The organism is Hyphomicrobium sp. (assembly GCF_035687085.1).
Taxonomy (GTDB): Bacteria; Pseudomonadota; Alphaproteobacteria; order Rhizobiales; family Hyphomicrobiaceae; genus Hyphomicrobium_B.
Genome location: NZ_DASRYS010000002.1, coordinates 99,562 through 111,329, shown reverse-complemented (window position 1 = coordinate 111,329; position 11,768 = coordinate 99,562). Strand labels below are relative to the sequence as shown.

The window sequence follows — 11,768 nt, the reverse complement described above, 5'->3', positions numbered from 1 at the left end:
CCAATGAACGTCGAAACAAACCCCAGTCGCGCACGTGTGATGATCACACCGGCTTCAAAGCCGGGAATGCCACCCCACATTAAGCTCAGGCACGATCCTGGACGGGGCCGGTGGCACGTGCTCGCCCCAGAACGCGTGTTCGAACCCGATCCGATCGCCATCGAGATTTTAAAACGCTGCGATGGTGTGAACTCGGTCGAAGACATCGCGACCGAACTTGCAAAAGACTACAACGCACCACTGCAGGAAATCCTCGCAGATACTATATCTATGCTCCAGGAGCTCTCGGATAAGGGCGTCATCAGAGCCTAGCAGTTGAACCGGGAAACCTGGGTGGAAACGGAGCTGACGTTATGAATGAAGTCGCACCGATGGAGCAGTTCTCCGAGAAGCCCTTGGTTGAGGCTTGCGCTCGCGCGCCTGTTGGCCTTCTGGCTGAGCTGACACACCGCTGCCCGCTGCAGTGCCCGTACTGCTCGAACCCGCTTGAGCTTGATCGCGTCAACACTGAATTGACGACCGAGCAGTGGCAGGACGTGATGCGTCAGGCCGCCGATCTCGGCATTCTGCAAATCCATCTTTCAGGTGGCGAGCCGACGGTTCGCAAGGACCTCGAAGACATCATCGAGGTCGCCGCGAAGGCTGGCCTTTACACCAACCTCATCACCGCCGGCGTGACGCTGACACGCGATCGCCTGAACCGCATGAAGGATGTTGGCCTCGACCACGTCCAGCTCTCGATCCAGGACGTAGACGAAGCCAACGCCGAAAGGATTTCCGCCTACAAGAACGGCCTCGCGAAGAAGCGTGAAGTCGGCAAGTGGGTGCGCGAATTCGATATGCCGCTGACCATCAACGCGCCCATTCATCGCCACAACATCGAGAACCTGCCCAACATCATCAACTTCGCCGTTGAGATGGGCGCCGGCCGCATCGAAGTGGCGAACATCCAGTATTACGCCTGGGCTCTGAAAAACCGGGCGAGCCTCATGCCGACCCGCGCGCAGGTTTTGAAGAGCGCCGAAATCGTCGAAGAAGCCAAAGAGCGTTTGAAGGGCATCATGGTCTTCGACTTCGTCGTCCCGGACTACTACGCCAAGACCCCGAAACCCTGCATGGGCGGCTGGGGACGCGGCGTGATGAACGTCACCCCGCAAGGCCGGGTCCTTCCCTGCCATGCATCAGAATCGGTCCCGGGCCTCGAGTTCGACAACGTCAAAGACCGGCGCTTAGCGGACATCTGGCTCAACGGTCAGGCGTTCCAGAAGTACCGTGGCACCAGCTGGATGAAGGAGCCCTGCCGCAGCTGCCCGCGCGCCGAGATCGATTTCGGCGGCTGCCGTTGCCAGGCCATGGCCTTCACCGGCGACGCGACGAATACCGATCCGGCCTGCAAGCTCTCGCCCCACCATCAGGCGTTTGTTGCGGCGGCAGAAGCCGAAAGCGGCGTCGCCAATCCTCCGCCGTTCGTCTACCGGCGCATGGCGCCCGCGAAGGCCACGGCCGGTTGACAGCCTCCAGTTGAGACATCGCATTCAATATGAGCGTGACCGTGCAGTGCAGCATAAACGGCTAAATTTTTATGCGCCCGGTGCGGCATTGTGTTCGGGTCTGGTTCAGAAAAAAAATGGCAACTTCCTGCGACTGAGCTAAGAGTGCTGCGTTTCTGAGGTGTACGCTCTCAGGCGAAACGGGAAGGAAAAATAGAATGCGCAAGTGGGTTCTGGCGGTCGCAATGATCGCAGCGGGTCCGACCGTCGCCATGTCCGCCGATGCGGACGCCGGCAAGACGATCTTCAACAAGTGCAAGGCTTGCCACCAGGTCGGCAAGAACGGCGTCGGCCCGCATCTCGATGGCGTTGTTGGCCGTAAGGCTGCAAGCGTCGAAGGCTACAACTATTCCGAAGCGCTGAAGAAGTCCGACATCACTTGGGATGAGGCAGCACTCGACAAGTGGATCACGGATCCCAAGAAGGACGTTCCCGGCACCAAGATGATCTTCGCTGGCATCAAGGATCCGGACGATCGTGCCAACCTCATCGAATATCTCAAGACGCTGAAGTAAGCTTCATCGTCTGACAAAATCAAAAGCGCCGCGAGGACGTGATCCCCGCGGCGCTTTTTTGTTACCCCTTAGAGCGGCTGCACCTCTCTGCTATCGAGCTTCTCGAGCATCTGATCGATCGTCCGGCCGCCGAGCCTCAGCTCCGGCGCAATATCCTTGAGCGGCACCAGCACGAACGCCCGCTCGCCGATGAGCGGATGCGGCACCTTGAGATCAGGCTCCGAAATCTCGAGATCCCGAAACGTCAGAATGTCGACATCGATGACGCGCGGCCCCCATTTGAGCGTGCGGACGCGCCCCATCTCATTCTCGACCGCTTGGCAATGCAAAAGGAGATCGTGCGGCGACAGCTCGGTTTGAACAGCCACACAGGCGTTGACGAACCACTCCTGATCGGTAACGCCCCACGGCGCCGAACGATAAAGCTTCGATCGCGAAACCACGCGGACGGAACCGTCTGCCGTCAGCAGCCGGATCGCCTCCTCGATATTGTGAACGCGGTCTCCGAGATTGGTGCCTAACCCAAGAATGGCATCGAACGCGCCCCCCTCGCCGCGCAGCTGCGCTTCAGCGCGGCCGACTTGCCTCATTGAGCGTGTCTCCCGGCCAGCAATCAGTCGTACTTGATATAGGCAAAGCGCATGTCGCCCTGCGGCGTGCCTTCGAGGCCCTTGCCCTCCTTGCCGGGCTGCCAGTGCACGACCTCTTCGATCTTCTTTGCAAGCTCGAGATCCTTCGACGTAATGCCCTTGGACGCATGGTTCATCAAACGAACCTCGACCCAGGCATAAGACAGTGTCATATCCGGATGATGCCACGCCGCCTCGGCAAGATGGCCGACGGTATTGACCACCATGAGCGTGCTTTTCCAGCTTGCCGTCTTGTAGGTACGCCTTATCCAGCCATTCTCGAGCTTCCAGGTCGGCAGATTGGCTTCAAGCCAAGCCTTAACGTCGTCATCGGCCATTGGTTTTTCGCGTTCCGCACTCATCTTGCCCTCGACCTCCAATTATCGGACAACCAGCTTCTTTAAATTCTACCGCCCCCGCACCCGCGAAAGCAAACGGGTGCCAACAGCGGTTTTCTAGAAAGGACCGTTTTAACGTGAGGCCTTTTCCGGCGTCCTCTGCCGCGATCCGCGTCACGGCTCCCGCGCGTCTGCACTTAGGGTTCCTCGATTTGAACGGGGACCTGGGACGGCGCTACGGTAGCATTGGCTTGAGTATCGACCGCCCGGCCACCGAACTCGCCGTTGCGCGGGCCGATCAGCATTCGGCAACCGGACACGAAAGCGAGCGCGCCCTTGCACTCATCCGCAAGTTCACCGGCGAGCGGCCGGACAACGGCTACGCCATAAATATTACCGAAGCGATTCCAGCCCACGCTGGCCTCGGCTCGGGCACGCAACTTGCCCTCGCAATCGGTGCAGCCGTGGCAGCCCTCGAAGGGCGCGAATTGTCGGCAGCCGACATCGCCTCGCTTGGCGAACGCGGTGCACGATCCGGAATTGGCGTCGAAGCGTTCACTTCCGGCGGCTTCATCATCGACGGCGGCAAGGGCAAGACCGACAGGCCCCCGCCCGTGACGCTCCGCTGTGATTTCCCGGCAGAGTGGCGCGTGATGCTGATCTTCGATCGCAGCAACGCTGGCGTCTCGGGCGAAGCCGAGGTGAGCGCCTTTGCGGGCCTGCCCCCTTTCCCCGAATCGAGCGCAGCTCACATCTGCCATCTGGTGCTGATGAGGCTGATGCCCGGGTTGAAGGAACAAGACATTACCGCTTTCGGTTCGGCCCTGACCGAGATTCAAGAAATCGTCGGCGGCCATTTCGCCTCAAAACAGGGCGGGAGTGCATGGACGAGCAAGGCCGTCGGAAACCTCGCGTTGCGTATGCGAGAGCTGGGTGCAACCGGTATCGGACAGAGCTCCTGGGGGCCAACCGGCTTCGCCTTTGTCGACAGCCAAAAAGCGGCAGAACGCCTCTATCATTCTTTATACGAAGAGGCTAAAGGCGTCGGGCTCGAAATCCTTATCGCACACGGCCGCAACTCTGGCGCCCGCATCGAAACGCTGCGAAATCCAAAAACGAATGGAGCACTAGATAAATGAGCGACGCCACCCCTATTCTTCATATGCTCGCGCCGCAGAAGCACATGAGCCCGTTCGATGTGAACATGGCCGCCGATGCTGGCTACAAGGTGATCGTTCCCTACATCAACGTCGAACTGGGCGAGGTCACAGGCCTCATTCAGGATGCCATCTTCTCGCGTCCCCCGAACTACGGCGTGCGCACCGGTTTCTTCATGGGCGGTAAGGATGCGATTCTCGCGCTCGACATGCTCGACGCTGCCAAGAAGGCAATGGTGCCCCCGTTCGAATGCTCCGTGTTCGCAGATCCCGCCGGCTCGTTCACGACGGCTGCCGCCATGGTCGCCTGCGTTGAGAAGCTCTTGAAAGAGAAGTTCAACACGGGCTGGAAGGGCACGAAGGTTGCTGTCTTCGGTGCAACCGGCGTCGTCGGATTCGCATCCTCGATCATCTCCGCGCTCGAAGGCGCCGAAGTTCAGCTCGTCGCCCACCGCGGCGTTGAACGCGTCATCAAGAACGCCGAGATTTCCAAGGCTCGTTTCGGCGTTGACCTGAAGGCTGTGCCCGGCGAAACGGACGCGCAGAAGCAGGAAATCATCGCCAACGCTGACGTCATTTTCGCAGCAGCTGCTGCAGGCGTTCAGGTCGTCTCTAAGGAGCACAAGCAGCTCGCCAAGAAGCTGAAGGTCATCGCCGACGTCAACGCCGTGCCGCCCGCAGGCGTCGAAGGCATGGAGCTTTTCATGAATGGCGAAAAGCTTCCCGGATGCGACGCGCTCGGCGTCGGCCCGCTCGCCATCGGCGACATCAAGTACAAGTGCGAGTCTGGCCTCTTCAAGCAGATGATCGATTCCGACAAGCCGCTCGTTCTCGACTTCCGCGACGCCTACACGTACGCCAAGAAGCTCGTCGGCCTAGCTTGAGGTCAATCACTGGAGCCAAACAGTGAGCGGCGAGACGGTTCTCATCGCCGCGTTTTCCGGGCGGAGCCTCGCGCAATCCGCCCGGCGCGCCGGATTTGAGCCGCTCGTCGCCGACGCGTTTGGCGACCTCGATACAAGACAAGCCGCCGGGGACTTCCGCGTCCTCGACGGCGCCATGCCGACGGGCTTCCGCACGAAGCCGCTGATTGCGGCCCTCGAAGACCTCTCCCGATCCGCTCAATCGAAACCGGTCGGCCTCGTCCTCGGCTCGGGCCTTGAGGACAAACCGCGCCTCGTCGCAGCGCTCGCAAGCCGCTTCAATCTGCTTGGTTCCGGCGATGCGACCTATAAGGCGTGCAAGGACCCTCACAGCTTTTTCGCCCGGCTGGATAGGCTCGGCATCCCGCATCCGCAAACGCAGACGGCGCCGCCCGCCGATCCCACAGGTTGGATATCAAAACGCATTGGCGGCAGTGGCGGCCGGCACATTCGCGTCTGTCACGGTCCCCAAGCCGCGAAACCGCGCCGCTATTTCCAGAAGCTCATCGACGGTGATCGCATTTCAGCGGGCGGCGTATTTACTCCGCATGGAAACACGGTTTCCCTCACCCGCCAGTGGATCTCGCCCTCGGCCGAGCATCCCTTTCGTTTCGGCGGCTGCGTATCCACGCCGGAACTCGAGGACGGTCTACGCGGAACGATCATTAATGCCGTCGACACCATCGCCGGCGACCTCAAGTTGCGCGGCATGGCCTCCTTCGACTTCATTGTCTCGGAAAACGGCGCTGCCAACCTCCTGGAAATCAACGCTCGTCCCGGCGCGTCCCTAGATGTGCTCGATGATAGCAAAGGCCGAATGTTTGCCGGTCACATTGCGGCTTGGATCGGAGCTGGCCTCCCGCTCATGGAGGAAAAAACGAAATGTGCGAAGACGATGGCGATTCTGCATGCAGACCGGGGTCAGGTCACTCTCGGCGATATTCCCTGGCCCGACTGGAGCGCCGACCGCGCTTCGCCCGGAACGTTCATCCCGCAAGGCGCACCAGTCGCAACGGCTCTCGCCGAGGCTCCAACAGCCGATGCGGCAGAAGCCCTCGTCCGTAAACGCTTGGCGGAACTCGAAGACCTGATATACGGACACGCCAAATCATGACCCGGAGTTTCCCTACATGGTAAAGCAGCCCAGCGTGTCGGCAGGTGCCGCAAAGATCGTCGACGATATCGTGGCCAACGCCGATGCTCTCCGCATCTCCGTCACGAAAGGCTCGCTTGGCGAGCGCCTCATCGATATGGGCGCAGAAGTCGTCGGTGGACTCGAAGCTGGCCGCCTCCTCGGTGAAGTCTGCATGGGCGGTCTCGGCACGGTCGCCTTCACGCAGTCGTCGGGCCTTCCCAATTGGCCGCTCGGCGTCGTCGTCTCGTCGAACAATCCGGTCATCGCCTGCCTCGGCAGCCAGTACGCCGGCTGGACGATCACGGACGAATCCTCGGGCTTCTTCGCACTCGGCTCCGGTCCCGCCCGCGCGCTCTCGCGCGTCGAAGACTTGTACAAGGAACTGGGCTACGCCGACCACAGCCAGCAGGCAACGCTCGTCATCGAAGGCGATAAAGCCCCGCCGTCCACCGTCATCGCCAAGCTCGCGACGGCATGCGGCGTCGATCCGACCGGCCTCACCGTGATCTACGCGACGACATGGAGCCTCGCCGGTACCGTGCAGATCGCAGCGCGCGTTCTGGAAGTGGCGATCCACAAGGCGCACGCCCTTCACTTCCCGCTCGAGAACATTCTCGATGGCACCGGCACGACGGCGATCGCACCGCCCGTACCCGATTTCGTCAAGGCCATGGGCCGAACGAATGATGCGATCATCTACGGCGGCCGCATCCATCTCTTCGTCAAGGGCCCGGACTCCGACGCCGAGCGTCTGGCGAAAAACCTGCCGTCGAGCACGTGCAGCGTCTACGGCAAGCCCTTCGCTGAGATTTTCGCCGACGTCCAGGGCGACTTCTACAAAATCGATCCGATGCTGTTCTCACCCGCTCAGGTGATCGTCTCGAACGTCGAGACGGGCAACTCCTTCCGCGCAGGCGAGCTGGCGCCGGAGATCGTCGATGCGAGCTTCAGCTGAGCTTGAGCCTCAGTCTCAGCCAGGCCCTGGCACTGGTCTTCACCTCGCCCTTCTGATCGAGGAAGGGCGGGGCGAATGGCACGCGCGTCGCATCGTGCGCTCGCTCGAAGCCATGGGCGCGCGCGTCACCGTTTCATCCCTTCCCCATTGCGCATTCGATACCGGCCTCGAAAGCGGCATAGATATTCCGGGCTTCAAAGGCCGCTTGCCTGATGGCGTTTTCGTTCGCTCGATCTCGGCAGGCACGCTCGAGCAGATCACGTTTCGCTTAGGCCTGCTGCATGCGTTGCGCGAAAGTGGCGTACGCGTTTGGAACGACGCTCGCGCTATCGAGCGCTGCGTGGACAAATCGCAAACCACGTTTCTTCTGCACAAGAACGGTATCGCAACCCCGCGTACGCGCGTCTGCGAAACGCTTGCGCACGCGCAGGAATACACCGAAGGGCTCGATCGCCCGCTCGTCGTGAAGCCCCTCTTCGGCAGCCAAGGCAAGGGCATCGGCAAGATCGCGAGCCAAAGCGAATTGCCCGCGCCCGAGACCGTCGATCAGATGTACTATATGCAGGACTACGTCGCGCCGCGCGATGGTCTGTATGAAGACTGGCGCGTGCTCGCAACACGCCATCGCGTCATCGCCGCCATGACCCGGCGCGGCACCGATTGGGTGACGAACATCCATCAGGGCGGGCAAGCGCGCGTTCATCTCCCCGATGACGAAATGACACGCATTTCGATGGCCGCGATGCGCGCCGTCGACGCCGATTATGCGGGCATCGATATCATCCGCACGGCCGAAGGCGAGCTGCAGGTACTGGAAGTCAATTCCAATCCCGCCTGGCGCGGCTTGCAAACGGTGGCCGACATCAACATTGCGTGGGCCATTGCCGAAGACTTCTTGAAGACCGTCCTCGCCCATCGCGAAGCATCCGGCATCCCGGTTACCGCGGTGCCATGACGGGACCCCGGCAGCCCGCAGAAATCACTGCAGCATTCCTCGATGCGTGCCACGCCGAGCTCAATGCCTTGAAGCCCGGCAACGTCCATCGCTACGCACCTGGCCACGGCATGGAGGTTCTCCATTTCGAGCAGGCGGCAAAGGCCGCCGCTGGTCCGATCGCCGATCCGGCCTTGAGCGTCGGCAAGCGCATCCTGCGCGCGACTGAAGCGAGCGTGGCAGCGGCGGGGCTCAACACCAACCTCGGAATCGTGCTGCTCTGCGCACCTCTCGCGAAAGCCGCACACGAGACGACGTTCGATGTCGGCCTGCGCAGGCGGCTTGGCTCCATTCTCTCCGCTCTCGATGTGCAGGACGCGCAAGATGCGTTCGAAGCGATCCGCATCGCCAATCCCGCCGGTCTCGGCGCCGTGCGCCAAGGCGATGTGCGGACAGCCTCCAGCGATCTCACACTCATTGCTGCAATGCAGCTTGCCGCCGGCCGCGATCGCATCGCAAACGCCTACGTCGATGTCTTCTCCGACATTTTCGACTTCGCCTTGCCGGCCCTGAATACGGCCCGCGCTGCAGACGGCAGCAATCCCGACTTCGCGATCACGACCTTGCACATGGCGCTGCTTGCAGAGTTCCCCGACACCCACATCGCGCGCAAATACGATTCTGAGACCGCAGCGGATGTGCAGCAGGAAGCGCGCGCCTTGAGGTCGTGCTGGTTTCCCATTGCAACCCCGCAAACATTACCGGCGCTCCTGGAATTTGATGCAAAGCTGAAACGGAAGCGTCTCAACCCCGGCACCACTGCCGATTTTGTAGTCACGACCCTTTTCGCCGATGCGCTGATCGAGCGGAAACATTTGTGAATGCCGTCGCGGCCGATTTTAAGGGCTTGTCTCGCCCGGTGACCTAGGGCAATACAGGCCCGTGTCCGCATTCTCTGCGGACCTATCCCTGTGCCGACGCTGGTACTCATGACACCAGGGCGCCGACGTGCTTGGATAATCATCGCCAGAGCAATACAGCGAAGTCCCGGCTTTTTGACGGGGGAGCGTTGGTGCTCGTATCGTTTATTTCGTGGGAGGAACCCCCCTAATGGCCAAAATCAACAAAGTCATGGTCGGCGAGTCGCTCGTCGGCGACGGCAACGAAGTCGCTCACATCGACCTCATCATCGGACCCCGCGGTTCGGCTGCTGAAACGGCTTTCTGCAACGCGCTGACGAACAACAAGGACGGCTTCACGACGCTCCTCGCCGTTATCGCGCCGAACCTCCCCTGCAAGCCGAACACGATCCTTTACAACAAGGTCACCATCAAGGACGCCCGCCAGGCCGTTCAGATGTTCGGACCTGCTCAGTACGGCGTCGCTAAGGCCGTTCAGGACTCGGTCGCTGAAGGCGTGATCCCGGCTGCTGAAGCTGATGATCTCTACATCTGCGTTGGCGTGTTCATCCACTGGGAAGCTGCCGACGACGCCAAGATCCAGGACTACAACTACCGCGCCGTCAAGGAATCGATCGCACGCGCAGTTGCTGGCAAGCCGACGGCTGCTGAAGCAACGGCACAGCGTAACTCGGCTTCGCATCCGTTCGCTGCGAAGGCTTGAAGCGGAAACCGTCCTCAGCAGGTTGAAAACAAAAATGATACTGCCCCTCCTATGAAGGGGGGTCTGCTGCAGCGATTGGGTAGACTGCTCTCGGGCCGTTACAGCGGTTGACATCCGAGCCGAAGCCAAGGCCGCAACTTGGCTTTGACTCGGCTGGAGCGGCTGCTGCCAATTCCGGACTCGAAATTATCGGCCGGCGACTTCCTTGAGGTCGCCGGCCGTAATCTTTCCAGAGTGCAGTGCCGAGGCGATGAGCGCGCCTTTGACGCCGATCTTTTGCAGGGCATTGAGATCCGCGCGATTGCGGACACCGCCAGCCGCGTAGACGCTGCGCCCTGCAGCACGCGACACGATATCTTCCAGCCTTTTGAAATCCGGTCCGGCATTCGCGCCCACCTGATCGAGCGTCATGACGATCACGCGCGAGGGCCAAAGCGAAGCATCGGCCAGAAGCATATCCGGCCCCATGAACGCATCGTGCCGGAAGTCGAGCGACAGGATCGTGCGCCCCGGCGCTTCCGCCGCGATGTCCGTCCACACGCGCTCCGTCTCGACACTCTCCGATCCGACAACCAGCGTAGCGACAGGGGCGGCCAGCACAGCTCGCGATGCGCCCCGCGAATCTGTCCCCGCATCCACCCAGATTTCAACGCCAGGAAGAACCTGGCTGATTGCCGGAACCAGGTGCTTGTTGCGCCCCCTGCCTTCGATGCCGTCGAGATCGGCCAAGTACAGTGTGCGAAACGGAAAAAGCCGGGCCAGCCCCCGCGCCAAATCCGCCGGGTCGGCACTGGCCGAAAGGGGTGTTTCGATCGGCCGATAGGCCGAACGATCGCCTTTCACCGCACGAACGGCCTGGCCGTGCGCGACATCGATAACCGGAATGACGTCCACTGCTTGCCTCCTCGGGCCTTGAGTGTATCACGAGCAGCACTGGTGAGGCGAAGGTGCAAATGACGAACGTCACGATCGGCTTGGATGTGGGCGGCGCGCACCTGAAAGTCGCGCGCGTTGAGGATGGCCGCGTCGTTGCCGTTCGCCAGATCGCCTGTCCGCTGTGGGAAGGATTGGACCGGCTCGATAGGGCGCTGCGCGAAGCGGAAGCGCTCCTCGCAAATCATACCGTTTGCGCCGTCACCATGACGGGCGAGTTGACCGAAATCTTCGACAGCCGCGAATCGGGTGTCCTCGCGCTCATCGAACGGCTGCGCGAGCGACTCACGGGCGAGCTTCGCATATTCATGGGCCTCAAAGGCTTTGCCTCGCCGCAAGCCGCCCGCGGCGATCCGCTTTCGGTTGCTTCGGCGAATTTCATCGCAACCGCCCTCCTCATCGCGCGCCGGCAGCCGAAATCGCTGCTGATCGACATGGGCTCGACGACGACCGACATTATCGCCTGCGACCGGCCACTCGGCCTGACTGATGCGGAACGCTTGCAGACGGGCGAGCTCGTCTATACCGGGCTCACGCGCACAAGCGTTGCGTCCATCGCAAACCGTGCCCCGCTAGCTGGTCAATGGCAGGGCCTCGCGCGTGACGGCTTTGCAACGATGGCCGACGTGCGCCGCATCCTCGGCGATCTTCCCGATGACGTCGATCAGCATCCAACGGCGGATGGGCGAGGGAAGTCGCAAGAGGAAAGCCTCGTCCGCTTCGCGCGCGGCTTCGGGCGTGACGCGGAGATGCGCCACTTGCCCGCGTGGCAGGTTTCCGCCGCTTACGTTTCCGAACGTCAGTTGCGTTCGATTCACGACGGCGCGCTGCAGGTTCTCTCACGCCCGGCCGAAGACGTGAACGCGGTGGTCCTCGCCGGCATCGGCGCGGACTATGCCGAACAAATTGCAATGCGTCTTGGTCTTCCGGCAATCACGTTCGGCGCGCTCGTTGATGCCCATGACGATGCGCGCCTCTGGGCCACGCGATGCGCGCCCGCCGTTGCCGTAGCGCTCCTCGCTCACAAATAAAAAAGGCCGCGATGTTTCCATCGCGGCCAGAACTTTTTTCAGAGA

The 11,768-nt window shown here is 61.4% G+C and carries 14 protein-coding genes; 11 read left to right on the top strand and 3 right to left on the bottom strand.

Features of this window, described 5'->3' with window-relative positions; genetic code table 11:
- Positions 1–3 precede the first annotated feature (3 nt).
- From pqqD to VFG26_RS00970, 3 genes are all read left to right on the top strand, one after another.
- The gene (gene pqqD / locus VFG26_RS00980) at positions 4–312 is read left to right on the top strand and encodes a pyrroloquinoline quinone biosynthesis peptide chaperone PqqD (protein WP_325021299.1); all 309 of its coding nucleotides are present in this window, start codon (positions 4–6) and stop codon (positions 310–312) included.
- A 41-nt stretch (positions 313–353) separates the two neighbouring features.
- Entirely contained in the window at positions 354–1,511 is a 1,158-nt protein-coding gene (pqqE, locus tag VFG26_RS00975; protein ID WP_325021297.1) for a pyrroloquinoline quinone biosynthesis protein PqqE, read from the top strand.
- A gap of 197 nt (positions 1,512–1,708) precedes the next feature.
- Complete coding sequence (locus tag VFG26_RS00970) at positions 1,709–2,065, top strand: cytochrome c family protein (RefSeq protein WP_325021295.1); 357 nt, start codon at positions 1,709–1,711, stop codon at positions 2,063–2,065.
- Between the two features lie 68 nt (positions 2,066–2,133).
- Here the strand turns inward: VFG26_RS00970 and folK are convergent, their stop codons facing one another.
- Positions 2,134–2,655: a 2-amino-4-hydroxy-6-hydroxymethyldihydropteridine diphosphokinase gene (gene folK, locus VFG26_RS00965; protein ID WP_325021293.1), complete on the bottom strand. Its 522-nt coding sequence runs from the start codon at positions 2,653–2,655 to the stop codon at positions 2,134–2,136.
- A gap of 23 nt (positions 2,656–2,678) precedes the next feature.
- Positions 2,679–3,056 carry a 4a-hydroxytetrahydrobiopterin dehydratase gene (locus tag VFG26_RS00960; RefSeq protein ID WP_414653241.1) on the bottom strand — a complete coding sequence of 126 codons (378 nt, stop codon included), beginning with the start codon at positions 3,054–3,056 and terminating at the stop codon, positions 2,679–2,681.
- Between the two features lie 113 nt (positions 3,057–3,169).
- On the opposite strand from VFG26_RS00960, the gene VFG26_RS00955 reads away from it, so the two are divergent.
- From VFG26_RS00955 to fae, 7 genes are all read left to right on the top strand, one after another.
- Positions 3,170–4,171 (top strand): beta-ribofuranosylaminobenzene 5'-phosphate synthase family protein, encoded by a 1,002-nt coding sequence (locus VFG26_RS00955; protein ID WP_325021289.1) that lies wholly within the window; start codon positions 3,170–3,172, stop codon positions 4,169–4,171.
- Positions 4,168–5,073 carry an NAD(P)-dependent methylenetetrahydromethanopterin dehydrogenase gene (locus tag VFG26_RS00950; RefSeq protein ID WP_325021287.1) on the top strand — a complete coding sequence of 302 codons (906 nt, stop codon included), beginning with the start codon at positions 4,168–4,170 and terminating at the stop codon, positions 5,071–5,073. Before VFG26_RS00955 ends, VFG26_RS00950 begins: the two co-directional genes overlap by 4 nt.
- A 22-nt stretch (positions 5,074–5,095) precedes the next feature.
- Positions 5,096–6,226: an ATP-grasp domain-containing protein gene (locus tag VFG26_RS00945; protein WP_325021285.1), complete on the top strand. Its 1,131-nt coding sequence runs from the start codon at positions 5,096–5,098 to the stop codon at positions 6,224–6,226.
- Positions 6,227–6,242: 16 nt separating this feature from the next.
- Positions 6,243–7,202: a methenyltetrahydromethanopterin cyclohydrolase gene (mch, locus tag VFG26_RS00940; protein ID WP_325021283.1), complete on the top strand. Its 960-nt coding sequence runs from the start codon at positions 6,243–6,245 to the stop codon at positions 7,200–7,202.
- On the top strand, positions 7,186–8,157 hold the full coding sequence (locus VFG26_RS00935; protein WP_325021281.1) for a RimK family alpha-L-glutamate ligase: 972 nt from the start codon (positions 7,186–7,188) through the stop codon (positions 8,155–8,157). The genes mch and VFG26_RS00935 overlap by 17 nt, the downstream gene beginning before the upstream one ends.
- Positions 8,154–9,017, top strand: a complete 864-nt coding sequence (locus VFG26_RS00930; protein WP_325021279.1) for a triphosphoribosyl-dephospho-CoA synthase — start codon at positions 8,154–8,156, stop codon at positions 9,015–9,017. Before VFG26_RS00935 ends, VFG26_RS00930 begins: the two co-directional genes overlap by 4 nt.
- A 229-nt stretch (positions 9,018–9,246) precedes the next feature.
- Positions 9,247–9,759: a formaldehyde-activating enzyme gene (gene fae / locus VFG26_RS00925; RefSeq protein WP_325021276.1), complete on the top strand. Its 513-nt coding sequence runs from the start codon at positions 9,247–9,249 to the stop codon at positions 9,757–9,759.
- A gap of 186 nt (positions 9,760–9,945) precedes the next feature.
- On the opposite strand, the gene VFG26_RS00920 is transcribed toward fae, so the two are convergent.
- The gene (locus VFG26_RS00920) at positions 9,946–10,653 is read right to left on the bottom strand and encodes a HisA/HisF-related TIM barrel protein (RefSeq protein ID WP_325021274.1); all 708 of its coding nucleotides are present in this window, start codon (positions 10,651–10,653) and stop codon (positions 9,946–9,948) included.
- Positions 10,654–10,712: 59 nt separating this feature from the next.
- Here VFG26_RS00920 and VFG26_RS00915 point away from each other — a divergent pair, with 59 nt between their 5' ends.
- The gene (locus VFG26_RS00915) at positions 10,713–11,723 is read left to right on the top strand and encodes a hydantoinase/oxoprolinase family protein (RefSeq protein ID WP_325021272.1); all 1,011 of its coding nucleotides are present in this window, start codon (positions 10,713–10,715) and stop codon (positions 11,721–11,723) included.
- Positions 11,724–11,768 lie beyond the last annotated feature (45 nt).